Origin of the sequence: Leuconostoc gelidum subsp. gelidum KCTC 3527 (assembly GCF_000166715.1) — a bacterium.
Taxonomy (GTDB): Bacteria; Bacillota; Bacilli; order Lactobacillales; family Lactobacillaceae; genus Leuconostoc; species Leuconostoc gelidum.
On sequence record NZ_AEMI01000003.1, the window covers coordinates 78,295 to 102,830 of the forward strand.

Here is a 24,536-nt window from a genome sequence, read left to right on the forward strand (position 1 = left end):
AAAGATGAATAGACAAAATATTGTTTTAAATACTTTGCTATTAAAGGATGAATTTGAAAAGGGGAGATCGCAGTCCCAACTCGTTAATGATTTAATTAATCAGCTATCAGTTTCTAACATTGAAATTCGAAGAGAATTTAACGCAGACACTTTCTCAGAATTAGTAGCAATTCGAAAAATTTATCTAGAACAAAACACAGAATTTTTTTATTCTGTACCAGATAATTTATTCTTGAACAAACATCTTAATCCAAAGTTGTTTCAATATGTTGGTGAATCACAATTCATGGGTGTTAAACATCTCAAAATGACATTGGGTGACTGGCATAGTAGTATGTTCAAAGAATTGTCCTATCTGTCTAAAATATTGCCTGCCAATATAGAATTAAATATTGAAAATGATCAAACACGTGCTAATAGTGATATTGAACTATTAAATGATTTTTTTGAAACAGCAAATCAAAATAATATCAACATCGGTTTTGTCAATGACATTGGGAACTGGATTTTTACAGATCAAGATGTTTATAACTGCTCAATTTCTCTAAGCAGGTACACTAGATTTGTTCATCTAAAAAACTATAAAAAAATTCAAGATTCAGTCGATACCACACCGTTTTACGATGGTGAAATTAATTGGGAAAAAATCATTAAACTGTTTTCTGATGATTTGCCTATCGCATTGGAATATCCGTCAACTATGGAGAATATTCTAAATGACATCAATGTTTTCAAAACGTCAAAAGTATAAAACTACGAGGAATATACAATGGAAAAAGAAGAACAATATTTTAGTCAAAAAGTATTTGATTTAACAGAAAAAGTAGCCATCGTAACCGGAGGTGCGAGTGGTCTTGGATCTTACTACACCAAAGCGCTATTGTCTTCTGGGGCAAGCGTATTAGTGGTCTCATATGACGATAAAGGCGTGAGGGAAATGGCATCATTTGCCTCTGAATTTACTGGTAAAATTGAATTCTTACAATTAGATATTACAAAAAAAGACGCCGCTATAACTGTGGCAAACGAAGTTATCAAACGGTTTGGTAAAGTCGATATTTTGATTAACAATGCTGGCATACAAATCAGAAATGATTGGCAAGTATTTAAAGACGCGGACTGGGAAAAAGTTATTAATTTAAATTTAAACGCAGTTTATTATTTGTCACACGAAATTGCTAAAGTTATGAATAAAGAGAACGGCGGTAAAATTATAAACATCGGTTCCATGCAATCTTTCCGTGCTGGCAAGTATATTTTCCCATATACAGCTAGTAAGCACGGCGTTATTGGTTTAACGAAATCGTACGCTGATGCCCTAGCACCTCTTAATATTCAGGTAAATGCTATTGCTCCCGGATATATTGACACACCAATGACAAAACCGCTACAAGAAGATAAAGAAAGAAATACTGAAATTCTTTCTCATATTCCTGCAGGACACTGGGCTGATCCATCAGAACTCATGGGTGCTATTATTTTCTTGTCAAGTAGTGCTTCAAACTACATTACTGGGATTACGCTTCCAGTAGATGGTGGCTACTTACTTCGTTAAAGATGAAAGGAAAAATTTTATGAATAAAACAGTCGCTATACCAAAAGGACTAGCAGAAGTTGGTAAAAAATATTTAAAAGACAACGATATTAATATTGTTGAGTTAGCATCATTTTCTGATGATGAAATTTTGGAAAAAGCAAAAGATGTGGACGGTATCATATTAATGACAGATCCATTTAATAATGCTATTGTCCAACATTTACCAAATTTAAAAATTGTTGCGCGACATGGAGTGGGCTACGATAACGTTGATTATTCTTTTCTGGAAACCAAAGGAATTTGGGTCACAATAACGCCAAACGCTAATGCAGACACTGTTGCTGAAGTAACAATAGCCGAAATTTTTGACATGTCGAAAAACATCACAGCTATTGCCGAAAAAATGAGGCTGGGTGATTTTAACTATAAAAATAATCATTTAGGTTTTGATTTAGCTGGAAAAACGCTTGGCGTTGCAGGATATGGCCGCATTGGTAAAAAAGTGGCACAAAAAGCTGATGCTTTAGGTATGAAGGTTATTATTTACGATCCATTTGTTACCCAGACAACCGTTGGCACGCTAGTTAGTAAAGAAGAACTACTATCCGATGCAGACATTATCACATTGCATATGGCAGTTACTGATGACACAAATAACTTTATTGACAGCGTTGCTTTAAAAAGCATGAAAAAATCTAGCTACCTTGTTAATCTTGGTCGTGGTGCATTAGTAGATCAAGAAGCACTAATTAATTCACTAAAAAATCATGATATTAGTGGTGCTGCTTTAGATGTTTTTGATCAAGAACCATTACCTTTAACTAATGATTTGTACACGCTAGATAATGTGTTGTTAACACCACACATAGCTTCTAATACAGTTAATGCTATGAATAGAATGGCACTTGATTCAGCAAAAGAAGTCGTCAAAGTTCTTTCTAACGAAAATCCAACTTGGCCAGTTAATCGAATCAATTAAAATTTTATGGCATCATCCATGTAAAAGGTCAGCAGCGTTAATAACGTTGTTGGTCTTTTTTAGTCAAATAATTAGGATGAAACATTTATGTGATAAAATGAATATAGAAGAATGTTCAATAATATATAATCAATTATAGGTATATTTAAGTGAAAAATAATAAAACCATGCGTGATGTTGCTGATCTTGCTCAGGTGTCAAAAACAACTGTATCCAGATATATAAATGGGCATACAGAAAGAATGTCTGCTAAGACACAGCAAAAAATAGAAGAGACTATTTTGGCCATTGGATACCGTGTTAATTCTCAGGCACAATCTCTTGCACAAAAAAGAACTTTTTTAATTGGTATGGTTGTAGCAGATATGACCAATATGTTTTCTTCTTTATTATTTAATGGCGCTGATGAAATAGCTCATAATAAAAACTATCAGATTATCTTAATGACCTCAAGTAATTCTATTAGTAGAGAAGAGCAACAAATTAATAAATTGCTAGATATGCGAGTTGATGGTATTATTTTACAACCAATTAACAAGGATGCCACGCAATATAATTATCTAAAATCTAATGGTACTCACACGATCATTGTTGACAGAAGCATTAGGCCCTCTATTTGGCCAGAAGTTCTAACCGACAACTATAAATACTCCCATATTATGACAGAATACATCTATCGAAAAGGATATAAAAAAATACTAGTCATAAGTGAGCAAGTGGACGATAATAACTCCCGCATATCTAGAATTAAGGCTGCACAGGATGTGGCATTAAAACAAAATATAGATTTTGATATTATTGAAATGCATCACGATATGAAAGATTCAGATATTTACGACCTATTAATGGAGAAAACGAATCTTCTGCAGGACAAAGTTGCCATATATGTTATAAAGGGCGATTTACTATTGAAGATTGTAAAAATATTAATTTCCTTTGACATATCTTTCCCAGAACAGCTTGGCATAGCAGCTTTTGATGATTGGGTTATTTCGGAATTAATTAACCCGCCAATCACAACTATACGACAAGATGCAACCACAATGGGAAAAGTTGCTGTGTCTAATTTAATTGAAATGATAGAACATGACATATATCCGCAACAACAAACAAATATATCTAGTGAATTAATTATTAAACGATCACTATAGAAATTTTATTTTCATTACAAATTTTTTTCTCAAAATGAATATTTTATATAGGATAATTTGCTCTTTTTAATGTCATGATATACTTGGGTTGGTATAGTGTCATTTAATGAGGTAAAAAATGACAGTTTATAGTTATGCGCGATTTTTGGCATCAAGATATTCGTTGAATGGCTAAAGATAAACATTAAAAAATTAGGGTGCTGACATCATTTTGAGTAAAAACTATTCAGCCAAATGATACATTGAAAATTAAGGGGAAATATGTTTAAAACAGATAAACGAAAATATTTACTAAACTTTTTAGAAGAACATCCAAATTTAAATAGTGAGGAAAAAAAGATAATATCAGATACTGTTAATAAAATGAACGAACCAAATTCGTTATGGTACAAGGAAGTAAAAACAATTACAAACGCTCTCCAAAAGTTGTCAATGTATGATAAATCATCAGATGACGGTAAAGTTCTGTTAAAGCAGTTAAATCGTAGTGATTGGTTCTACGGTTTGTATGACAATATCAGGTTTTTTGGATAAGCATATACTCTGGTTGCCCTAATAGTAGGTTAACTTGACACGCAGAAAACATAATAGATGTAAAAAGTTATCCACAAGCCTAACAAATTAAAGGATGTATTTTTTTACCATCTATTGAATTGTTGTCTGATATATTCTATCCTGAGTATGAATCCTTATGGAATAGATGATAGTACGATAAACGTGGTTGATACAAAGGATGTGATTCTGAATTATATTCTGGTTTAGAATCTGAGGTTTCGGAAGACAGTGTTAAAAAGATGCAAAGTGTTAAGTTGCCTGACAATATACCATCGTTATCATTTATCTCTACTTTGAATGTTAATGATTATTTAAATTTTGGAAATCCATATTTTAATATGAGTAAAAATTCTGTGGCAGTTAAAATGAATGGGCATCATTTTTTGCATTGGATTCATCCGCAGATTATGAGTTCGATAATGATCAATTTTATTCGTTCGACACGCATTTCTAGTGAATAATAAGCTACAAAAAGCGACATAACTTTTAAGTTATGTCGCTTTTTAAAGTGTTTTTAAGATACATTTTTTATCTTATCACTATCAGGAGAAGTTAAAAATCCTAATATAATTAATTCTATAAAAGTTGTTGTAATGCCAAGTAAAGGGTAAAAATAAATGCCAGTAGCAATTATTCCAACAGATAACGGAAAAAATAAAGAGTTAAGAAATCGAAAAGGTAACATTTTTTCAATTTTTTGACTTACTGTCGTATTAAGATGATCTGATGTTTTTCTAATTGTATTTGACAGCCAACGATATGTTAGGCTCCAAAAGGTAAATATAAACAGATAAAAATATTCAGGATTAGCATTTTGTGGAAATTTTCCTACCCAGCCAGTAGCAACTGGTAATAGTGACATACTAAAGAGCCATAAATTATTAACCCAATATACTTTTTTGGTTATTCTACTAGCGAGTGTGAACATGTAGTGATGGTTATACCAAGCTACTCCTATAAAAACAAAACTAACAATATATGCTAAAAAATAAGGTAATTGTTTTGTTATTTCCTCCCATTGTGCAGTTTCAGGGGTCTTAAATTCTAGAACCATAATAGTCAATATTATGGCTATTACGGCATCGGTATAAGCTTCAACACGTCCCTTGTTCATTTTTTATATCTTCCTTTGTTTATTTTTCATTAGTCAAAATTTTAATTTTTTTATTAATTTGTTCAATATAATTTTGTTGTTCTAAAATTGTTAATTTTATTTTTTCTACCTGATTTTTTAACAATTCAATTCGTTGTTCTAATGTTTTTGCGCCCTGATATGTTGAATCAACAAAATATTTGATTTGTTCCAAGGTCATACCGGTGTTTTTTAAACATTTAATCATATCAAGCCACTGCAAATCTTCTCTGGTAAAGTGACGTGTACCATTTTGGTCACGCATAACTTTTGGTAATAGCCCCTTCTCATCATAATATCTTAATGTGTACGTACTAATTTTTTTTAAATTGGCAACCTGTCCAATAGTAAATGTCACTACTTCATCTGGATATGTCATCTTTAATTTTCTTTCCTTATTTTGACGTTTAATTGGCCATTGCGAGCATCATGAACCACTTTAATATTGTTGTTTTCTGCAGTAACAACAGTGCCGTTTTTTATTGCACTTTTATAGGCGTTATAGAATTTAACAGACGAACAATTTAAACTTTTCTCTAACGCTATAAAAATTTCGTCATACAATGGTGTATTTAATAGTTTAGATGTAATAGTAATAGTTTCAACATCGTTATTATTTACTTCTACCTCAACCGTAATAGGATCGGTTTGAATAACTAAAGATTTCCCATTTTTAGAAACAGAATCAATCATTTGTAATTGTGTTGAGACCTCTTGGTTAAAAGAATTTTTCAAGGTTTGGTAGTTCACTAATGTCTTCGTCATTATATATCCTCTTTTCCAGTTTATCCATAGTATACACGTTAGAGTTAACTCTAGGTCAAATAAACTTTTGTTCGCATACTGAAAATTTGGATTGTTTTATTTCTAGGGCATAATCCGAGATAATTAAGTCCAGGCGCTTTTTTATGACAGTTAAAAAATACTCATTTGAATTTAAATCGTTAATTGTTGCCTTCTATAACGAGGGACGTTCTGCTAACGCTTTGGCTAATGAATATCATTTTGTCGTTCAAACTGTTACTGGCTGGATGAAAAAAAACCAAAATCGTTGGCATTGATGTCAATGGTAAGCCTTTTAGTTGTGCTGAATTTAATGCGATACAGAAAGAGATCGCAAGACTAAAAGAAGGAAATGAAATTGTATCACGCACAATCTGATAAGCAATTGCGGTGGTTTTGTCAGGTGAACATCTGAAATAACATGGTAAGACCCATTTGTTAATTGTGCAACCGTTACTGAAGCCACTATTGCAAGACGAATTGCATTCGTCGCTTGATTACAATCAACGTCCAAACTTCACCAAACATTTAGGAGATGTTAATGATTGGAGTATGGACATTAAATTAATTGTGATAATATTGGCATGGCATAGCACATTTCTATTAAAAAATGAGATATTCATACGATAATGTGAAAATTTTAACTCATTATTAAAGCGAGAAATGATTTATCAATTTTGATTTTCATCGATTGACCATCTTATTTTAGATGTGGTTAAACACATTAATTCGTTCAACAATGGATGCATCAGTATTGCAAATTGCAAATTGCAAAATGAAAATTGAATAATCGATTCGGCTCTAGACAAAAAAGGTTCGAGCTATTGACTAACGAGCAGATCAAGTTAATACCTACGATACTTATAATTGGAAAATCAAAGGTTCTGTTAGAATCTTTGAATCCAGTTAGAATAATCTTAGTGTTGATTATAATATGGATTGGGATGCTGGAAGAATTGTGTTAGCAATTAGGTAGTTTAGTAATGATAAATATTCATGATAAAAATCAGTGAATACAAGAAAAATGTACGCACTGATTTTTTATTTTATTCAAGGAACAAGTGTTCATATAATGTAATTAGTAGTATTTTATTTTATCTAGGAGTACTAGTTTATGATAAAAGAAATATATCTAGAATTTAGCGTTATGGTTATCATGTTCAGAAGTAAATGAGTTGGTCTATTTTTATTTACTTACTTGGTCAAAATTTGAGATAAGATATCGATTACAAAAATTAATATACCAACCAATTATTGCTTAAACTTCTGTCCAAGTGAAATGGTAGTTAAAAAAAATATAGTGACAATAGCTCCCGAGAAGAAATTACATTGTTAATGATGTGTATTATCAACGGATATTGCAATTTCTTTGTGATTCGAAATGTCAAAGATAACCCAATTCCAAAAGCAATATAAGGAATTACTTCAATAAAATTATTATGCGAATGTGCTAATCCAAATAGTAATGATGATATTAAGATGTCAAGCCCAAAATTTGAATTTTTGAAGTAGGTTTTCATTATAATGCCTCTAAAAAAAAGTTCTTCTAAGAAAGGGGCAAGTAACACGCTTTTTAAAATTTGTAACTGAATAGCAAAATTTGAAGGATTGGATAATGTACTGTTTACAAATGTTTGATTAGCAGATGAGCTAAAGCTAATGTTATTGAATGTCCAATAAAAGCTGTAAATTGTTATCGAACCCAAAAAAATGGTTATAATCAGCTTTCCTATTGCCAATTTTTCAAAAAAATTTTTTTGAAAAAATATATAATAACCAATGCCTATTGGACATAAGTAGCAGAGAAAAATATTGATTAGCCAGGAAAGTGAATCGTTAAATAGTGAAAGATGAAGGCTTTTGATTATGAATTGAGATAGTAAAGGTAAAAAACGATAAACAACCTCATAAAAAATGAGGGGTTGTAAGTAGAAAAATATACGATTTAAATATTTTTTATTTTTCACCACCAGTTACTTCACGACCCGGAACAATGGATCCAGAATCCGCCCATTGAACAAAGTATCCTCCCACAATAGAATCTAATTTTTCTGTAATAAGTTCATCAAAAGAAATAGTTGATTTATCGAAATTCATATTCCATATTTTTTTATTTGGTGATTAAAACGTAACACAAAAACTAATCATAATCAAATTTTAATAATTATTAAAGCCATAATTCTAATTATAAATTTATCAAAAGTTAGCAATGAAGGGGGAACTATAAACGGATAGAAAATATTTTAAATCAACAAGTTTGGTATCAATAAATGAACGAACTCATTCTAAAAATAATCATAGTATTTTTAATACGTCGACAGAACAATAAATTTAATGATAATAATGTAATGAAACAAACATTAAAGTATATAAAATTTATGAATAATGAAATTAACAAAGAAATATTAATTAAAGTCATAAGAGAAAAACTATTCGATTCTACTGGGCATAATTATGCCCACCCTTATATTGCTACTAAGTCAATATTTGGTACATGTTTTTCTAGACACTTGTTCTGATTCTTTCAGTGTTGAACCAATGAATATAATTTAAGATTCTGAGAAGTAAGTCTTCAAAGCTTGGGAAGTGCGTTTGAAAGACAAATTATCGTTTTATTCGAACCATCCAAACCGTAATTAGTAAATTTTTCATATCGTGAGCCCGCCGCATATGTGGGATTTCGACTGCCTATAGTAGCTTCCGTGTACTTCCAAATTGTAGATGAGCGGTGTTTGACTTTTAACAATAATTCCATGTGTTGTTAAATAGTTTCTTTTACTATAATTGTTTCCAATTAATTCAACGTTAGTAACTTCAAAATATTTAAGAATTTCAACGGCAGTGGAAAAATTGCGAACATCTTCTTTATTTTTTCCAACGTTTTGATATGTTGCGTTAACTTTCCCATTTGATTTAAATGTTGATAGTTTAGCACGCAATCCATGACCTTTTCCTTCATGATTAGCGTGATACGTAATTATTCCAAATCCTTGTTTTTTTACTAACTTAATCGCTTCATCTAGTTGCCACTTACAGTCACAATGTAAATCTCCAAATAATTCACTAGTGATACAAGCTGAATTTAAACGATAGGAAACGGTAGGATTATCTAAAAATGAATTGGTATTTAAAGTAAAATTTTGAACATATTCATTTCTATTATTAAATTCAAAATTGTATAGTTCAGCTCCTTCGGATTGACTTTATTAACAACAATATGAAAATAATTATTGGTTAAACAAATTCATCATTGATACAATTCTGACCATGTTTTCATTGATTTTAGAATAGGTGCAAGAGTTAAACCTTTATTGGTTAAATCGTAAGTTACGGTTGGTGGATTTGTATTGAATACGGTACGACTTAGAATACCTTTATTTTCTAAAAATTTAAGTCTAACGGCTAAAGTTCTTGTACTAATACCAGGTAATTGTTTTTTAATACTACCATAATGATTATTTTTGTTATAAATTTCCCATAAAATATATGATGTCCATTTGCCACTAAGTATATCAACTACGGGTTGAATAGGGCATTCGTTAAGAATATGATTATCCATTTTGACCTCATTGGTTTATTTTTGGAAAGTAAGTTTAAAAAAACACCCTACTTTCTTTTTTAAAGCTATACATATATTATACCTATATACGCAAAGAAAAATGTATGAACATATTATACATGTAGATAAAGATGGGGGGGACATATTAATGAATACCGGAGAAAATACAATGCTTAGTTTGAAACATATTAGTAAGACCTATAGAAATGGGTCAGAAATAACACACGCGCTAAATGATGTCAGTTTTGACATTGAAGCAAATCAATTAACCGTTATATTAGGTCCTAGTGGCTCTGGAAAGAGCACAGCTTTAAATATTTTAGGTGGCATGGATCGAGCTACCACAGGCACTGTTTCCTATAATAATTATGATATTAATACTGAATCAGATGCGCAACTCACACAATACCGAAAAGATATTGTTGGATTTGTGTTTCAATTCTACAACCTAATCTCTAATTTAACCGTATTTGAAAACGTTGCAATTTCAGCTCAACTTAAAGACAAAAAATACCAAGATGTAAGTGAATACTACCTAAAAAAAGTAGATCTATTAAAGAGAAAAAATAATTTTCCGGATCAATTATCTGGTGGGGAAATGCAACGTGTTTCAATTGCACGAGCGCTAGCAAAACAGCCTAAAATTTTACTTTGCGATGAACCGACAGGAGCGCTAGACACTGAAACCTCCCAAAAAGTATTTAAGATTTTAAAAGATAGCACAAGTAAAGACACCGCGGTAATCATTGTGACTCATAATCCCCTAGTAGCAAAGATTGCTGATTGCGTGATTAAAATTAAAGATGGACAAGTTGAAAAGATTACTAACAATATAAATCCATTAGAAGTTGAAGAGGTGGATTGGGGATGAGATTTTTAACTAAAAAGTTAATTAGAACTGTTTTTAAAAACTGGACACAATTCTTTTCTGTCTTTTTGATGGCTTTTCTAAGTATACTTTTCTATGCTGGATTAGAGGGTACTTGGAATGGTATGCAGCAAAATATTAATAGCTACACGATAAAAACTAATTTGGCTGATACTACTTTACAAACAAGTAGTTTAACTAGCAATGAAGTAACTAAAATTAAAAATCTAAATAATATTTCTCAGTCTTCAGTTCAGACTAATATTAGTGCAACTACAAATTTACAAAGTCATAAGCGATACTTATCATTGTATACACCTGGTAATCAGAATGTTTCTCAAATACACCAATTAAATGGTCAAAAAATCAATTCAAACTCGAATGGTTTATATTTGAATGAAAAATTTGCAAAAAAGAATAATTTGAACAAAGGATCTTTTATTAGTATTAATTATAATGATCGTTTAGTTAAGTTAAAAATTGTTGGCTTAATCAATTCGCCCGATAAAATGTACTACACTGGTTCAAATGATTTTATTTCACCCCAAGAACAAAATTATGGTTATGGTTTTATCAGTGAAAACACATTAACAACACAATTCCACTTGCCATTACTAAACAATGTAATCAATCTTAAAAACAGAAATAATATTCAATTAGAAAACCAAATCAGAAAAATTGTTGGTAATAAGTATATAACATTACAAACAAGACAATCAGATGTAGGAATTTCAACAGCCGTTGATCGAGTCGGACAAATCCATAATCTTTCTGTTTTGTTCTCAGTTATTTTCATTTTATTAGCTGTATTGGCAATGTATACAACAATTCGCAAGATTATTGACCAACAACATGACATGTCCACGTTACAATCACTAGGATATTCTAATGTTATACTATCAGTTTACTATTCAATGTATGGATTATTTGTTGGTATCATTGGGGCTATAGCAGGCATATTAAGTGCGCCATTATTGTCTAATTTTGTCATGCAGTCACAAAAACCTATGTTCTCATTACCCGATTGGAAAATTGCTTATACAATGACACCAATTTACGTGGCCTTAGGTGTCATTCTGATTTGTATTGTGTCGGCGCTGTTAGCGGCACAAGTCAATAAAGGGCTCATGCCGGCACAAGCCTTTAGTAAAGGTAGTACCGCTAAAATAGGAAAACGCGTCTGGATGGAAAATTTGCCACATGTTTGGCATAAAATTCCCTTTGGTAACCGCTGGTCTATTAGAGATAATCTAGGTAATAAAGTACAAATGATAATGGGGTTAATTGGCGTTATTGGTGGACTAGCCTTGGTAATGACAGGATTTGGTACCAAAAATGCTATGCTTAATCAAGTTAATCAGACCTACGGTAATGAATATACCTATACTAAAAAAGTTAATCTTAGTCATATGGCCAGTCAATCCGAAATTAATCAAATTACAAATCAAATTAATGGATCGAAAATCGAAGTTGTTTATACTAGTTTATCACCAAATGCGCAGTTTGATCGTCCATTGACAATACTGAGTCCAGGGTCACAAATTAATTTAAAAACACTCACGCATCAAAAAATCGATAACGGAGGTGTTTATGTTAGTGAAGGTATTGCGAAGGCAGCTAAAATTAAACTTAATGACACAATAAAATTACGTCCATCATTCAGTAATAGAACTTTAAAGTTAAAAGTGAAGGGTATTGTAAAGTCTCATGCGCCTCAAGGAATTTATTTAACACAACAAACTTGGGAAAATCAGGGGATGCCATTTAAAGCCACGGCAATTTTAACTCATCAAACTAATCTTAGTCAATCTATAGCAAATAGTTCTGCTGTAACTCAAGTTGTTAGTTTAACAGAGCAAAAACAAAATGCAGAAGCTATGGTTAGCAATCTAAATAGCATTTTCCTTATGGTTCAAGTTTTTGGCATTCTTTTGACCATTGTTATTCTATACAATTTAGGTTCTCTAAGTTTCACAGAAAGATCTCGAAGTTATGCAACACTGGAAATATTAGGTTTCTCACGTAAAAAAATAAGAAACTTAACAATTATTGAGAACCTCACCATTACGACAATTGGTTGGCTCTTAGGCATGCCATTTGGATATTGGTTCCTGTCAAAATATGTGACAACATTTAATACTAGTCAGATTATTTACTATCCATATATTACTCATACTAGTATTATATTAGCTTCTATTATCGTTATTGCTGCATCTCTGTCAACAATAGTCATGATAGGCAAAAGATTGAAACAATTAGATATGATTTCCTCAACAAAAGGCGTTGAATAATGGCCATTACTAATTAAAACCGTTATTCTTTTGTGCAACAAATAGTACTTGAAACATTGTGCAGTAATTGTATTACGATAAATAAGCAGCGCAAAATACTTATAAGTATTTTGCGCTTTATTTTGTTAAAACAATTTTACTTTAGAAAAATTGTTGTGATGAAAACTGCCTGATACATGGGGAAATTTATTTAGTTATGTTTGACTAAACTAAATAAAAGTCGTATCATTTAGTTAGTTATAAAAATTAAAACTAACTAAATATCAAGGAGTAATACTATGGACGATAGAGAAATATTTGAAGAATTAACAACTTTAGTTCATCAACCAGCGATTTGGTTTGTGGCACGCAGTCTGTACGGTCAGCGTGGGAATCAGCGTCCAGACAATAGTCGGCGCTTACTTCGGGTTTTAGCGGAAACAGACAATGACTTAACAGCCGGTGTCATTGCTGATATTTTGGCTATACGACCAGCATCGGTGACGCAAATTATTAAAAAATTAGAAAACGATGGGTATATTCAGCGTGTGAAAGATACAAATGATGCGCGTGTCGTGCGTGTCAAAATCACTTCTGAAGGACAAAAACATTTACAGCTATTAGACAATAAGCAGATTGATTTTCAAGCAGAATTGTTCGAAATTTTTGATGATGATGAACGCGAACAGTTTGGTGAAAGTTTACGTAAATTAAATCAACATGTTATGTCGGATGCATACTTGACCAACATGCGTAGCAAAATGGACAAACATTTACAACACCATTTTGACCATTTTGTTGATACAACGCGTCTACAGAAGTTTCGTAAAGACCAAACGGCATACCGTAAACGAATAGAAGAGCATCAACTACGAAGTTTTTTTGATCGTGACAAGCATGAAGATTTTTAATGAAAATGAGCGTATTGGAAATAGATAACAATGAATTGAATTTACTTTACAATCAGTATGTCGTGGGTGAATCGATTTGGATGAGATTGAAGGAGAGAAGATAATGGCGAAACGGACATTTGGTACGGGCAAGGAGAAACAGAAGCCTAAAGCAAAGATTTCTGGTCTTTGGAAAATTATTAAAATAGCACATCCACAATTTAAACTCATGATTCCAGGACTTTTACTTTCAGTTATTGGTGTAGCAGCCAACTTAATGACACCAAAATATTCTGGACAACTAATTAATACATTCAGTGGTAAAGATTTACAAAATGTTCATATTGACCAAACGATTGTGGTAATTGTTTTGGCACTGTTTATTGGCGGTGCGATTGTATCTGCTATCGGGAATTTTTTGACAGGTGTCGCTGGAGAGCAATTGGTGCGCAATCTGCGTGAAATTATTTGGCAAAAATTGGTTGTTTTTAAAACACCATATTTTGATAACGTAAAATCCGGTGAAACAACTTCTCGTTTAACAAATGATACATCACAAGTGAAAACACTAGTTGCAAATACACTACCTAACTTTCTAACAAGCATGATTTCAATGGTTGGTGCAGTCGTCTTAATGTTTACAACGGATTGGCACATGGCAATTTGGATATTTATTGCTGTACCAGTTACAGCGTTATTAGTCACACCAGTGATGATTTTAGGATCAAAAGTTGGTCGAGGGACGCAAGATGCAATGGCTGATTTTAGTGGGGGATCACAAGAAACCCTTGCCGAAATGCGGTTAGTAAAATCTTCAGGTGCTGAACAGCATGTTTTGAAGCATGGCATTGACCAAATTGAAAAATTATTTAAATTTGGTCGTCGAGAAGCAATTATTGATGGTGTGATGGGACCCATCATGACCATGGTGATGATGGGCTTATTTGCCTTGATTTTAGTCGTTGGCTCATTACGCGTTGCTAAAGGTGAATCAACAATGGGGACGTTGTTTAGTTTTATCATGTATTTGTTCCAAATTATGCCAGCTTTGGCTAATATTGGTACATTTGGTTCGACGCTTGCCAAAACACAAGGGGCAACGTATCGCTTGATTAGATTACTTGATGAACCAATTGAAGAACTCGATAAAGGTGAGATAGTTGACATTGAAGGCTTAACTTTAAAAGCTAATCATATTGATTTTGAATATGAAATAGGGAAGCCAATTTTGCATGATGTTTCGTTTGAAACTAAGCCTAATACGATAGTAGCGTTCGCTGGGCCTTCAGGTGGCGGCAAATCAACGATTTTCCAGCTCCTTGAGCGTTTTTACGAACCTACTGGAGGAAATATGAATATCGGTAGTTACAACATTGAAGATATTTCATTGAATTCTTGGCGTTCGCAAATTGGTTTTGTATCACAAGATTCTTCAATTATGGCTGGCACAATTCGTGATAATTTAACCTATGGATTGCCACAACAGTTTTCAGACGAACGTTTGTGGGAAGTTTTACGATTAGCTTATGCGGATAATTTTGTGGATCAACTACCGGAAAAATTAAATACTCAAGTTGGTGAGCGTGGGGTAAAAGTTTCTGGAGGACAACGTCAGCGTTTGGCTATTGCGCGTGCTTTCTTGCGAGATCCAAAGATTTTGATGTTAGACGAAGCAACAGCGAGCTTGGATTCGGAATCAGAAGCAATGGTGCAACGTGCACTTGAGCAGTTAATGCAAGGCCGAACAACACTAGTTATCGCACATCGTTTGTCAACAATTGTTGATGCGGATAAAATTTACTTTATTGAGCATGGCGAAGTGACAGGATCTGGTACTCACCAGGAGCTGTTAGATAGTCATAAATTATATGCAGAATATGTGTCTGAACAATTTGTTACCAAATAGTTCAGATCAAAATAATTGGTTATCAAAAAATATTAATGAAATGTGATTTTTAATAGAAGATTAAAAATGATATACTTTATACATATAGTAATATTAAATATGAGGGGATAAAAGTATGTATAACTTATTTGAAAAAGTTGGGGAAAGAATGACTAGTAGACAGGCATTCTTTGTAAAAAATTTTGTACTGGTCTTTAGTATAATTGGTACGATTCAAGTATTAATGAATATTATATCGCATGACTATTTGATTGTTGATTTTGATAAGGTAGTTATTTTTTCAATTTTTGTTAGCATCGTACTCATGAAAAGGAAATACGTTAGAAATACAAAAATTTGATAGAATAATACGGTCTCTACGATAAGAACAAATTGATTGAAATCCAAATGAATTTCAATCAATCACATACTACTAAATAAGGGGCAACGATTATGACACAGATAAAATGGTATACAGGTGGACAAGAACGAGGGAAAGTTGCGTTAGAACTTATAATACAGCTACTCAAGGAACTAGACGGCACGGCATATGATGCTTTAAAACAAGTTCTAGCTGTGTACTTTAATGAAATTAAAAACGAATCAGGATCTATACCCTTGGTATTTAGCCGAATGAATCTTGATGTATCAAATGTTATGATAAAAAATCATATCGTGTTACCAGAAAACGCGCAACAAACGATGAAAAAAATATCTCAACTCAATCAATTAAGATATGGGTATTGAAACGATACAGATAAAGAACACCAAATCACCACTAACATATTTACGAAAAAAGTCAATAATATATATTGGCCAAAAAAATCAAAAAACTTGTGTAAATTTGGCTATTTGCTTTTGCTATAATGTGTGTTAGGGGCTGACAAAAAATGAAACAAAGTTCTCACTAGGGGTTACCTATACTTAAAATCTGATGGCGGTGTTTGAAAGTAGCGTCTGAGATGGTGAGGTATAGGTTTTTTTATTGAAGAAGATATTTAATTGAAGAAGGGGGAATTATGGAAAAAGAACAGTTATTAGCTGTGTTAATGGCATTTAAAGATGGCGAAATTAATGAACAACAAATAGTTGATCACGCATGTATTAGCATTAAGGAAAATGTCAATGCAAACAAAGTTCAGAAAGAAGTTGTACGTGATTTGAGAGGATTATTGATCAAGCAAACTTTATCAGAAAATGGCTTGCTACTCTGGCGTCAACTTGAAAACCCTGACATCAGCATACCAGGCCGATTCTTTTTGGGCCTGTAACGTGGCGTATATCAAGTAGGAGAAGAATTATGAATAGTCAGAAACAACAATTATGGGACAATATGTCTGTATTAGTAACAGATGCTACACTTAGCGAAATGGAAAAGGAAATTTTAGGTATAGCCGATAAGGCATTACGTGGCGGGTTAGATGAGGAAATGATTGCTATTGATTTAAAGCACGAATTATCTTTCTTATCATCCAATCAACCGCTTTCTAAAAATATGGTACCTTTTTTAACAGAGCTATCACGCTTATACTTGGACTATGACCGTCGTGACAATATGAGTATATGAGTTATCATATCAAGATGTACGATCGAGGCAGGTATAATAAATAAACTAGCAAGAGGTGAACGTTGTGATAAATCATATTGCTTTAAACAACTTTGTGAAAAAAAGTGGGACGAATAAACCACTATCCCTTGATCCCAATGAGTTATTATCTCACCATTTAATGATTGTTGGTGCGACAGGTAATGGCAAATCGACATCATTATTATCTTTGGTCGAATCGTTACAGCAATCTCAGCAAACGAGTATTATTTTTGATGCAACAGGTGAATATAGTCAAATACCCCATGCCATTACCTATACTTTGGGAGAAGATGCTAATTTAGATTTTGCAGAATTAGAAGCTAAAGATGTTGGAAACATATTAGGTATCAAAAACGATCGTTTAATCCCAAAATTAGCTATGGCAATTGAATCACTTAAGATTCAGAAAAATGTCATCAAAAATAATGGCACCTATATCAAAATCAATAAAAAACTAACGACATTTGATCAGGAGCAACAAAAATTATCAGTTTTTGGACGTGATTATGATGCGACATTGTTGATGACACAAGTTATTCAAGAGTTTGCTGTACCATTTGGTGATTCAAAGGCAGATTATGATTTATTAGGCCAAGAAATTGACCATGAAGCGGTAAGATCACAATGGGGGGATCTATTAAGTGGGCAATCTCGTGTGAGACAGCCTACTTTAAATCGCGTGTTCAATATGCACCACAATCATATTGTACCTCGGGCAACACAGACAGATATATTTTATATTTTAAAGTTATTTTCTGAACGTCGGAGCCAGCAACGCACACTTGTCATTGATGTCAGTCAGTTGAAAACGGGTAGTGATGTTAGCCGATTAGTATTATCACTCCTACTCAAAAAGCTGCTGGCCATCAGAATGGCTAGTACGATTCGTTTTCCAATCACAATTTTTCTTGATGAAGCACATCGTTATATGCCAGAGAACCAAAAACAACTTAATGATACTGGTTTGTTTAAAATACTGCGTGAGGGACGTAAGTATGGTATTTATTCTGTGGTTTCAACACAATCACCTTTAGATATACCTGCACAGTTAAGCGGTCAATTTGGTAGTGCACTGATTCATCAATTAAATCATCCTGATGAGTTACAACAGATTGTCAGCTTAAAAAACATAGCTGATTATCATAATTTATCCGTTGGGCAAGCTATACTTAAAATGTACCGCAACCCAAATACCATGCTAGTTGACGTCACGAAGCCAACGACTAAACATGACACAGCCTCGCCGAAGTTTAGGTAAAAAGGATGTTTATTGCAGCCTATCAATATTGCTTAACCTAGTTAGCTTTGGTTAATCCCTTCATAAAGAGTCACATCTAGCATATAAGTAGATTGTGTTGGTACATTCATCATACGGTTTTCTAAAACAGTCACGGCAGTATCTGCTAAATCATTTATAGGTTGAACGATTGTTGGCATGTTTGGTAAAACAGTGCGTATTAAATTTGTGCCATCAAATCCAATCACCAATGGCTGATTATTGGCGTTTGTATACTTTCGTTGAATTAAGGATAAAATTTGTGCAGCTTCAACGTCATTACCAGCAAATATACCATCGACATTGGGATGTTCGTCTAATAATCTAGAAAAGATAATGTCTTTTTCGCCATGGGATAGTTCAAATTCTACTTCCCAATGATGCGGTGTAAAATGATGTTTTTTTATTGTATCGATATAACCTTGATGTCTAAGACTACTAGGCATATTTGGGTAAGTGTGACCACTGGTATGGACTATGTGTTTAGCACCTTGATCAATTAAATATTGTGTGGCTAAAACACCACCATGATAGTTATCTACGGAAATAGTCGGAATCTCATCGTTTAGAATACGTTCAACTGAAACGATGGGTAACCCACTATATTTATTATAGGTTTGTATATTAAAATTGTGCGTTCCCACGATCAAACCATCAACTTGATGAGAGAGCAACTGTCTGAGATAGTGCTCTTCTTTTTTTTCATCATACATTGAATCGCCCACAATTACTGTATATCCTTTGAGATATAACTTTTTTTCCAATAATTCCACGAGCTCACCAAAAAAAGGATGCGCAATTGCAGGGAAAAGTAATCCGATAATATGTGTTTTTTTCTTTTGTAACTGTTGGGCGGCAGCGTTTGGTTGATAATTTAATTGGGACATTGCCTGATATACATTATCAATTGTTTTTTGGCTTAAATAGCCACGATTATTTAGAACGCGTGATACAGTTGTTTTTGATACACCCGCTAATTTTGCGACATCTTCAAGTTTATAGCTCATTATTTTACATTCCATTTATAATTAATTAAAAAAATGCTTATCAACATATTGATAAGCATGTCATTTCAATTAAAGTATACTACAAAAAGTGTGGATTAAAATATTAAATCGTCTGACTATCAAGGCGATATGTTGTGAATTGACCTGATATGGTACTATTATCATCCGAGACCAACGATATGACAGGTGTTCCAGTGATGTAAAATCTTTCTGTAAATACTGCTTCACCTTGTTGAACAAATATTTCGATCACACTATGATCCACAAATATATTAAAGTCTAGTTGATCTAGTTCATTTACAAAGGCGTATCTTGGATCATTTGGGTGATCTATGTGGTTAAGGACAAAAGTATGTGTATCTTTGTCAAAATGAAGCGAGATAATGTCATTATTTAAGACATCTTTTACATATAGGGAGACAGTGCTAGTAGCTAATGTTGCTTTAATTTCAATAGCACTGTTATGCTGAGATAATGTTGTTGTTGGTGATAAGGTACCTTGACATAGTGTCTCCTGTCTCAAGCTACTCGTTTCCGCAACAGGTTGCATAGAAAGATGGTCATCATTTAAAATTAATTGTCTTGGCAATGTTAATAAACCTGTCCAACCATCAGATTTTTCATTAAACTTGCTTTCCCACATGTCGGCCCAACCAATAACAATGCGTCGTCCGTCGGGGGAAAGCATTGTTTGTGAGGCATAAAAGTCATGTCCGTGATCTAGTTCTTGAAAGTGATTTCGCTCAAATTTTTGCGTCGTATAGTCAAACTGACCAATAAAATAGCCAGTTTGGTATAAATTTTTAAATTTATATGCTTGTGGTTGAATATTCATAGGTGACATTAGGAGAATTTCTTTGCCATTCAATGTGAAAAAGTCAGGACATTCCCACATATCTCCCTCAGCTGCGATAGACTGTGATTGATCTAAAACACCTAAATACTGCCATTCAAAAAGATCTGTTGATTGGTACAAAATAGCGCGTCCGAAGCCATTGTTTGACTGATTACCTAATATAATATAATAGAATCCATTATGTTCCCATATTTTTGGATCTCGAAAATGATGTGAACTGTCGTCTGGAGCCTGTGAAATAATAGGATTATTCGCATACTTAGTAAAGTGAATACCATCATCACTGTAAGCTAGGTTTTGATTTTGCCAGAAGTGTTCTGGATCGTTATCGCCATAGTAGTGATGACCTGTATAAACAAGCCATAGACGGCCGTCCTTAACGATGGCACTACCAGAAAATACACCATCAGTATCTTCAGAATCGCCGGGCGTAAGCGCGATTGGTAAATCTTCCCAGTGAATTAAATCGCGGCTACGCTTATGACCCCAATGCATTGGTCCCCATTGTGCAGCATAAGGATAGTGTTGATAAAAAATATGATAATAGCCCTGAAAATACACGAAGCCATTGGGGTCGTTCATCCAGCCATTTGTTGGGGCAACATGATAATTTGGCCTGTAACGTGTATTAGTTATAGGAATGAAGTTTTCTTCGGTTAGTTGTTTTGTCATTTTTGTTGACTCCTTTGTATGAAAATTAATATTGGTTTTGACTATGATTATATTTTGGCTAATGGCGTACCATTAACATCTTGAGAATCTTTTTTAAGAACGAAGAAAGCATAAATACCAGCTAATAAAACCATGACCGAAATCACATGAAATGTGTTTTGATAACCAACATGATCTCGTAGTATTCCTAATGGTGTGGATAAAATAACTTGACCTATTTGAGCAGCAATTTGAAACCCAATCATATATAATGAGGCAGATAATTTTGTGTTAAAGTGTAGTGTGAAATAGCGGAAAATTGATAACGTAAACATTGGTACCTCTAATGAATGCAACATTTTAATAGCAGAAACAGTGTACGGGTTCGTATTAAAACCACAGAGGCCGATACGCATAAACATAATAACTACACCAATCATCAATGTACGTTTGACACCAATTTTTCTCATTATAATTGGAACAACACCTAGCATAATCGCTTCAAAAAATACTTGTATGCTGTTAAGGGTGCCATATGCATGTTGACCCAGAGCTGGACTTGAGAATAACTTTGTATAGAAGTCAGGGAACATTTGCGAATCAAATATCGTATAAAAAGTCCAACTGAAGATAATAAAGATGATAACTTGCCATAGTTCTGGTAATTTGAGTAAATGTAGCATATCTGACAATTTTGGAATTGAATCTTCGCGTGCTAAGTCTGAGATGGCTTGTTTAGCATCACGTTCTTCTTTAGGCACCCAAAAGATAAGGTTGGCAAGCAAAAGAATGCCAAAAATAGATCCGAACCAAAAGTTCAATTGGGGGTTAATGACAAATAGAAGCCCTGCTAGTAAAGCAACAATTGCATATCCAAAAGATCCCCATGCACGTGCTTGGCCATATTCAAAAGAAAAAACACGGCTGAATCTTTCTGTAACAGCTTCTAAAATACCAACTGCTGACAAGAATCCTGTAGATAAGACAATAGCGCCAACCCACATGCCAATCACAAAATGGTTGGTTAAAAGTGGTGCGTATACCCAGATGAAAAAAGGGCCGATTAGAGTTGAGATGATAGCATTAAAGATTAGTAAGTATCTTTTTATAAACAGCCTATCTTGAATTGCACCGTATACAAACATAAGTATCAAACTGAATAAAGAATTAGCTGAAAAAATTGTACCCACTTGCGCGCCAGATAAGCCTAAACCGCCGTTGCTTGTTGGGGATGTTAACCAGAGTTGATAGAAACTCCACCAGATGCCCCAAGAGGCAAAAAACAGTAACATACTTGTAGAACTTTGAAGATAAGATGCGTTTTTGAAAGAACGCAGTCTGCTTTTAGTAGAATTCATAATGAAACCTTTCTTTATTTAGTTTTATGTAAACGCTTACATAAAATATTATAAGGTTTTGTGTTCAATGTGTCAACCGATTGCTATACATTTTTACCAATTGCGTGATCACTCTTGTCAAATACGCGTTGCAACCAACAGTTGCAATCTCAGCAAATAAAGGGTTACAGCAATATTAGTTATAAGATTTCAAAAAATGCTATTTCATGTATAATCAAATTCATAAGTGGTGCAATCTAAAGATGATAGGAGAAATGGCATATGAAAAATGTTTTTAAATCACAATTGTGCTTGCTGAGACAAAAAAAGAGTTTGTCACAGGAGGCTTTAGCTCAGAAATTATATGTGTCTCGGCAGTCCGTATCTAAATGGGAACATGGTGATGCTGAACCAGATATTGATAAATTGATTTCATTGGCAGAGATTTTAGCAGTTGACTTGGATTTTTTATTATCAGGTCAACAGAGCAATGAAGAACTGATTATCCGGTTACAGAATATCAGTAAGAAATTCAAAAAGACAGTGCTTAAAGACATTAATTTGTCAGTGTATGGTCGTGATCGCATTGCTTTGTTAGGTGCTAATGGGTCTGGAAAGACGACAATTATTAACACAATTGTTGGTTTGGTTAAACCTGATGGCGGACAAGTGAGACGTTTTTTTAATCCAAGTGATGATCTGAGTGTGATGTCACAAGAGAATGTATTGATTGAATCCTTAAAAGTGCGAGAACACGTGATGCTATCAGCTCAAATTCAAAGACAATATTCACCAATATTTGTGACTGAAATGATTAAAAAATTTAATCTCAATGGGCAGTCACAAGTTATTATTAGCCAATTATCTGGTGGTCAAAAAAGAAGATTGGCATTGTTAATTAGTTTACTTAAACCATCAAAACTCTTAATTTTAGATGAGCCAACAGTGGGGATGGATCTGGAATCAATTGATTTCTTTTGGCACTATCTAGATCATGTTGGTGGCAGTGTGATAACGATTACGCATGATTTTAATCAAATCGATAAATATTTTACGCGAGTTGTTTTGTTAAAAAATGGTGTGATTGACAAAGATGTATCAGTTGCAACAATACATGCCAACAACCAGACAATTGAGCAATGGTATCGTATTAATAATCAGGAAGTTGGGTAGCATAGGATGATTATCTGGTTGGATATTAAAGAAACATCTCGTAATAAGCGTTTCCTGTTGTTTACACTGATTTTTCCACTGGCTTGGTATAGTATGATGATTAGCATGGCCAAATCATCGGGATTCTTCACGATGTCAAACGCCTACTTGTGGGTGAGTGCTGCATGTGCAATTGGCATTGCTGGAAATGCGGTGGTAACTTTTTCAAAAAAAATTAGTCACACTAGAAAGTTTTATCAGCTGCAGGCCCGCACATCAAACTACAGTATGCGACGTTGGTTAATGGATCAAATGGCAGTACAAATTATTTTAAACTTTGCCATTTGTGTTGTGATTATAGCGGCTGGTTTATTGATGAAGTCGTTGGCGTTCAATTTAAATATTGCTACTATGCTTATATTGTTTTCTTTGATGGGTATTTACTTGAGTGCTATTGGCTTCTTGTTAGGTATTTTTGTGGATAGTCGAACACTTGATGCGCTCAGTATGCCATTGAGTATGGTCTTTGGGATGCTCATGGTACGTCTTGATACATGGTTATCTGGAAACGTTATAGTAGCAATCACGGCTGTCCAAAAATTTTCCCCGGGATATTATTTGTTTGGCATCGTACAGAAAATGATTTTGAAGCAGAATTTTAGTAACGAATTTTTGAAATTTTTACTGAGTTGTTCACTCATGGTAATACCATTTATGGTTATAGTTATTGTGCAACATAAGAAGCATGTCCCTAGATTGTCAGCAGACGAGGTGACACAATGATTAATTTGCATGCGTATATTAAAAAGCAGTATGAGTCTGGTGCGTATAGCAATTTTGGAGAGCAAATAAAACAACAAACAAACGATTATGATTTGGGCTGTCAACAAGCTCGTCAAGACTTTACCAATCGTAAGCTACGTCATTATCCTAATGCTTTGTTACGATTTGGAAATGTTATATTACATGATAAGTTAACTGAAGTAACAACATTTGTCCAGGGCTATAATGACCAAATGTGGATATTGCGTCATTGACAAGTTGTTTTAGTATGTATGAC

At 33.4% G+C, this 24,536-nt stretch carries 27 protein-coding genes and 2 pseudogenes; 18 read left to right on the forward strand and 11 right to left on the reverse strand.

Annotated elements, in window-relative coordinates; translation table 11 throughout:
• Positions 1-4 precede the first annotated feature (4 nt).
• The 6 genes from EUI_RS0101340 to EUI_RS0101365 all read left to right on the forward strand — a co-directional run bounded on the left by EUI_RS0101340 (position 5) and on the right by EUI_RS0101365 (position 4,683).
• Positions 5-751, forward strand: a complete 747-nt coding sequence (locus tag EUI_RS0101340) for an apurinic/apyrimidinic endonuclease family protein (RefSeq protein ID WP_010015548.1) — start codon at positions 5-7, stop codon at positions 749-751.
• Positions 752-769: 18 nt separating this feature from the next.
• Complete coding sequence (locus tag EUI_RS0101345) at positions 770-1,555, forward strand: SDR family NAD(P)-dependent oxidoreductase (RefSeq protein ID WP_010015549.1); 786 nt, start codon at positions 770-772, stop codon at positions 1,553-1,555.
• Positions 1,556-1,574: 19 nt separating this feature from the next.
• A complete protein-coding gene (locus EUI_RS0101350; protein ID WP_010015550.1) occupies positions 1,575-2,516 on the forward strand; it encodes a phosphoglycerate dehydrogenase in 942 nt (313 codons plus the stop codon).
• A 149-nt stretch (positions 2,517-2,665) separates the two neighbouring features.
• A complete protein-coding gene (locus EUI_RS0101355) occupies positions 2,666-3,667 on the forward strand; it encodes a LacI family DNA-binding transcriptional regulator (protein ID WP_029508487.1) in 1,002 nt (333 codons plus the stop codon).
• 261 nt (positions 3,668-3,928) lie between these two features.
• Positions 3,929-4,201: a hypothetical protein gene (locus tag EUI_RS0101360; protein WP_010015554.1), complete on the forward strand. Its 273-nt coding sequence runs from the start codon at positions 3,929-3,931 to the stop codon at positions 4,199-4,201.
• A 260-nt stretch (positions 4,202-4,461) separates the two neighbouring features.
• Positions 4,462-4,683 (forward strand): hypothetical protein, encoded by a 222-nt coding sequence (locus EUI_RS0101365; protein WP_010015555.1) that lies wholly within the window; start codon positions 4,462-4,464, stop codon positions 4,681-4,683.
• A 53-nt stretch (positions 4,684-4,736) separates the two neighbouring features.
• On the opposite strand, the gene EUI_RS0101370 is transcribed toward EUI_RS0101365, so the two are convergent.
• Genes EUI_RS0101370 through EUI_RS0101380 form a run of 3 tightly spaced genes read right to left on the reverse strand, consistent with a single transcriptional unit; the run spans position 4,737 to position 6,119 of the window.
• Positions 4,737-5,336 (reverse strand): TMEM175 family protein, encoded by a 600-nt coding sequence (locus EUI_RS0101370; protein WP_010015556.1) that lies wholly within the window; start codon positions 5,334-5,336, stop codon positions 4,737-4,739.
• Between the two features lie 19 nt (positions 5,337-5,355).
• Positions 5,356-5,733 carry a MerR family transcriptional regulator gene (locus EUI_RS09970; RefSeq protein ID WP_010015557.1) on the reverse strand — a complete coding sequence of 126 codons (378 nt, stop codon included), beginning with the start codon at positions 5,731-5,733 and terminating at the stop codon, positions 5,356-5,358.
• A gap of 2 nt (positions 5,734-5,735) precedes the next feature.
• The gene (locus EUI_RS0101380; RefSeq protein ID WP_010015558.1) at positions 5,736-6,119 is read right to left on the reverse strand and encodes a hypothetical protein; all 384 of its coding nucleotides are present in this window, start codon (positions 6,117-6,119) and stop codon (positions 5,736-5,738) included.
• A 143-nt stretch (positions 6,120-6,262) separates the two neighbouring features.
• On the opposite strand from EUI_RS0101380, the gene EUI_RS10710 reads away from it, so the two are divergent.
• Complete coding sequence (locus EUI_RS10710; RefSeq protein ID WP_010015560.1) at positions 6,263-6,415, forward strand: transposase; 153 nt, start codon at positions 6,263-6,265, stop codon at positions 6,413-6,415.
• Positions 6,416-7,423: 1,008 nt separating this feature from the next.
• Here the strand turns inward: EUI_RS10710 and EUI_RS10945 are convergent.
• The 5 genes and pseudogenes from EUI_RS10945 to EUI_RS0101410 all read right to left on the reverse strand — a co-directional run bounded on the left by EUI_RS10945 (position 7,424) and on the right by EUI_RS0101410 (position 9,696).
• Positions 7,424-8,107, reverse strand: coding sequence for a CPBP family intramembrane glutamic endopeptidase (locus tag EUI_RS10945; protein WP_408605575.1), 684 nt, complete (start codon positions 8,105-8,107; stop codon positions 7,424-7,426).
• A complete protein-coding gene (locus tag EUI_RS10550) occupies positions 8,094-8,234 on the reverse strand; it encodes a hypothetical protein (protein WP_010015562.1) in 141 nt (46 codons plus the stop codon). Before EUI_RS10550 ends, EUI_RS10945 begins: the two co-directional genes overlap by 14 nt.
• 405 nt (positions 8,235-8,639) lie before the next feature.
• A pseudogene (locus EUI_RS10950) lies at positions 8,640-8,699 on the reverse strand (hypothetical protein); the annotation flags it as partial.
• Between the two features lie 86 nt (positions 8,700-8,785).
• Positions 8,786-9,265 (reverse strand): annotated as a pseudogene (locus EUI_RS0101405) (GTP cyclohydrolase II); the annotation flags it as partial.
• A gap of 119 nt (positions 9,266-9,384) precedes the next feature.
• Positions 9,385-9,696, reverse strand: a complete 312-nt coding sequence (locus EUI_RS0101410; protein ID WP_010015565.1) for a winged helix-turn-helix transcriptional regulator — start codon at positions 9,694-9,696, stop codon at positions 9,385-9,387.
• Positions 9,697-9,844: 148 nt separating this feature from the next.
• On the opposite strand from EUI_RS0101410, the gene EUI_RS0101415 reads away from it, so the two are divergent.
• The 8 genes from EUI_RS0101415 to EUI_RS0101460 all read left to right on the forward strand — a co-directional run bounded on the left by EUI_RS0101415 (position 9,845) and on the right by EUI_RS0101460 (position 18,455).
• Complete coding sequence (locus EUI_RS0101415; protein WP_010015566.1) at positions 9,845-10,567, forward strand: ABC transporter ATP-binding protein; 723 nt, start codon at positions 9,845-9,847, stop codon at positions 10,565-10,567.
• Positions 10,564-12,855 carry an ABC transporter permease gene (locus EUI_RS0101420; protein WP_010015567.1) on the forward strand — a complete coding sequence of 764 codons (2,292 nt, stop codon included), beginning with the start codon at positions 10,564-10,566 and terminating at the stop codon, positions 12,853-12,855. Before EUI_RS0101415 ends, EUI_RS0101420 begins: the two co-directional genes overlap by 4 nt.
• Positions 12,856-13,133: 278 nt before the next feature.
• Complete coding sequence (locus tag EUI_RS0101425) at positions 13,134-13,745, forward strand: MarR family winged helix-turn-helix transcriptional regulator (RefSeq protein WP_010015569.1); 612 nt, start codon at positions 13,134-13,136, stop codon at positions 13,743-13,745.
• A gap of 103 nt (positions 13,746-13,848) precedes the next feature.
• Entirely contained in the window at positions 13,849-15,630 is a 1,782-nt protein-coding gene (locus tag EUI_RS0101435; RefSeq protein ID WP_010015571.1) for an ABC transporter ATP-binding protein, read from the forward strand.
• A gap of 432 nt (positions 15,631-16,062) precedes the next feature.
• Positions 16,063-16,356: a bacteriocin immunity protein gene (locus EUI_RS0101445; RefSeq protein ID WP_010015573.1), complete on the forward strand. Its 294-nt coding sequence runs from the start codon at positions 16,063-16,065 to the stop codon at positions 16,354-16,356.
• Between the two features lie 272 nt (positions 16,357-16,628).
• Complete coding sequence (locus EUI_RS0101450) at positions 16,629-16,880, forward strand: hypothetical protein (protein WP_010015574.1); 252 nt, start codon at positions 16,629-16,631, stop codon at positions 16,878-16,880.
• 29 nt (positions 16,881-16,909) lie between these two features.
• Positions 16,910-17,176, forward strand: coding sequence for a hypothetical protein (locus tag EUI_RS0101455; RefSeq protein WP_010015575.1), 267 nt, complete (start codon positions 16,910-16,912; stop codon positions 17,174-17,176).
• A 64-nt stretch (positions 17,177-17,240) separates the two neighbouring features.
• Positions 17,241-18,455, forward strand: coding sequence for an ATP-binding protein (locus EUI_RS0101460; RefSeq protein ID WP_010015577.1), 1,215 nt, complete (start codon positions 17,241-17,243; stop codon positions 18,453-18,455).
• Positions 18,456-18,496: 41 nt separating this feature from the next.
• On the opposite strand, the gene EUI_RS0101465 is transcribed toward EUI_RS0101460, so the two are convergent.
• The 3 genes from EUI_RS0101465 to EUI_RS0101475 form a co-directional block, all read right to left on the reverse strand.
• A complete protein-coding gene (locus EUI_RS0101465) occupies positions 18,497-19,480 on the reverse strand; it encodes a LacI family DNA-binding transcriptional regulator (RefSeq protein WP_010015579.1) in 984 nt (327 codons plus the stop codon).
• A 103-nt stretch (positions 19,481-19,583) separates the two neighbouring features.
• Positions 19,584-21,008 carry a glycoside hydrolase family 32 protein gene (locus EUI_RS0101470; protein ID WP_010015581.1) on the reverse strand — a complete coding sequence of 475 codons (1,425 nt, stop codon included), beginning with the start codon at positions 21,006-21,008 and terminating at the stop codon, positions 19,584-19,586.
• Between the two features lie 47 nt (positions 21,009-21,055).
• Complete coding sequence (locus EUI_RS0101475; protein ID WP_010015582.1) at positions 21,056-22,345, reverse strand: MFS transporter; 1,290 nt, start codon at positions 22,343-22,345, stop codon at positions 21,056-21,058.
• Between the two features lie 261 nt (positions 22,346-22,606).
• On the opposite strand from EUI_RS0101475, the gene EUI_RS0101480 reads away from it, so the two are divergent.
• Genes EUI_RS0101480 through EUI_RS0101490 form a run of 3 tightly spaced genes read left to right on the forward strand, consistent with a single transcriptional unit; the run spans position 22,607 to position 24,513 of the window.
• Positions 22,607-23,497 carry an XRE family transcriptional regulator gene (locus EUI_RS0101480; RefSeq protein WP_010015583.1) on the forward strand — a complete coding sequence of 297 codons (891 nt, stop codon included), beginning with the start codon at positions 22,607-22,609 and terminating at the stop codon, positions 23,495-23,497.
• A gap of 6 nt (positions 23,498-23,503) precedes the next feature.
• Positions 23,504-24,259, forward strand: coding sequence for a hypothetical protein (locus EUI_RS0101485; RefSeq protein WP_010015584.1), 756 nt, complete (start codon positions 23,504-23,506; stop codon positions 24,257-24,259).
• Positions 24,256-24,513, forward strand: a complete 258-nt coding sequence (locus EUI_RS0101490) for a hypothetical protein (RefSeq protein WP_010015585.1) — start codon at positions 24,256-24,258, stop codon at positions 24,511-24,513. The genes EUI_RS0101485 and EUI_RS0101490 overlap by 4 nt, the downstream gene beginning before the upstream one ends.
• Positions 24,514-24,536 lie beyond the last annotated feature (23 nt).

What these genes read in the sequence shown, in the direction of transcription:
- EUI_RS0101435 (WP_010015571.1), top strand. Translation starts at nt 13,849, where the DNA reads ATGGCGAAACGGACATTTGGTACGGGCAAGGAGAAACAGAAGCCTAAA.
- EUI_RS0101485 (WP_010015584.1), top strand. Translation starts at nt 23,504, where the DNA reads ATGATTATCTGGTTGGATATTAAAGAAACATCTCGTAATAAGCGTTTC.
- EUI_RS0101360 (WP_010015554.1), top strand. Translation starts at nt 3,929, where the DNA reads ATGTTTAAAACAGATAAACGAAAATATTTACTAAACTTTTTAGAAGAA.
- EUI_RS0101350 (WP_010015550.1), top strand. Translation starts at nt 1,575, where the DNA reads ATGAATAAAACAGTCGCTATACCAAAAGGACTAGCAGAAGTTGGTAAA.
- EUI_RS10550 (WP_010015562.1), bottom strand. Translation starts at nt 8,234, where the DNA reads ATGAATTTCGATAAATCAACTATTTCTTTTGATGAACTTATTACAGAA.
- EUI_RS0101455 (WP_010015575.1), top strand. Translation starts at nt 16,910, where the DNA reads ATGAATAGTCAGAAACAACAATTATGGGACAATATGTCTGTATTAGTA.
- EUI_RS0101345 (WP_010015549.1), top strand. Translation starts at nt 770, where the DNA reads ATGGAAAAAGAAGAACAATATTTTAGTCAAAAAGTATTTGATTTAACA.
- EUI_RS0101475 (WP_010015582.1), bottom strand. Translation starts at nt 22,345, where the DNA reads ATGAATTCTACTAAAAGCAGACTGCGTTCTTTCAAAAACGCATCTTAT.
- EUI_RS0101445 (WP_010015573.1), top strand. Translation starts at nt 16,063, where the DNA reads ATGACACAGATAAAATGGTATACAGGTGGACAAGAACGAGGGAAAGTT.
- EUI_RS0101415 (WP_010015566.1), top strand. Translation starts at nt 9,845, where the DNA reads ATGAATACCGGAGAAAATACAATGCTTAGTTTGAAACATATTAGTAAG.
- EUI_RS0101490 (WP_010015585.1), top strand. Translation starts at nt 24,256, where the DNA reads ATGATTAATTTGCATGCGTATATTAAAAAGCAGTATGAGTCTGGTGCG.
- EUI_RS0101370 (WP_010015556.1), bottom strand. Translation starts at nt 5,336, where the DNA reads ATGAACAAGGGACGTGTTGAAGCTTATACCGATGCCGTAATAGCCATA.
- EUI_RS0101425 (WP_010015569.1), top strand. Translation starts at nt 13,134, where the DNA reads ATGGACGATAGAGAAATATTTGAAGAATTAACAACTTTAGTTCATCAA.
- EUI_RS0101365 (WP_010015555.1), top strand. Translation starts at nt 4,462, where the DNA reads ATGCAAAGTGTTAAGTTGCCTGACAATATACCATCGTTATCATTTATC.
- EUI_RS0101470 (WP_010015581.1), bottom strand. Translation starts at nt 21,008, where the DNA reads ATGACAAAACAACTAACCGAAGAAAACTTCATTCCTATAACTAATACA.
- EUI_RS0101410 (WP_010015565.1), bottom strand. Translation starts at nt 9,696, where the DNA reads ATGGATAATCATATTCTTAACGAATGCCCTATTCAACCCGTAGTTGAT.
- EUI_RS0101480 (WP_010015583.1), top strand. Translation starts at nt 22,607, where the DNA reads ATGAAAAATGTTTTTAAATCACAATTGTGCTTGCTGAGACAAAAAAAG.
- EUI_RS0101420 (WP_010015567.1), top strand. Translation starts at nt 10,564, where the DNA reads ATGAGATTTTTAACTAAAAAGTTAATTAGAACTGTTTTTAAAAACTGG.
- EUI_RS0101465 (WP_010015579.1), bottom strand. Translation starts at nt 19,480, where the DNA reads ATGAGCTATAAACTTGAAGATGTCGCAAAATTAGCGGGTGTATCAAAA.
- EUI_RS0101340 (WP_010015548.1), top strand. Translation starts at nt 5, where the DNA reads ATGAATAGACAAAATATTGTTTTAAATACTTTGCTATTAAAGGATGAA.
- EUI_RS0101380 (WP_010015558.1), bottom strand. Translation starts at nt 6,119, where the DNA reads ATGACGAAGACATTAGTGAACTACCAAACCTTGAAAAATTCTTTTAAC.
- EUI_RS09970 (WP_010015557.1), bottom strand. Translation starts at nt 5,733, where the DNA reads ATGACATATCCAGATGAAGTAGTGACATTTACTATTGGACAGGTTGCC.
- EUI_RS0101450 (WP_010015574.1), top strand. Translation starts at nt 16,629, where the DNA reads ATGGAAAAAGAACAGTTATTAGCTGTGTTAATGGCATTTAAAGATGGC.
- EUI_RS10710 (WP_010015560.1), top strand. Translation starts at nt 6,263, where the DNA reads ATGACAGTTAAAAAATACTCATTTGAATTTAAATCGTTAATTGTTGCC.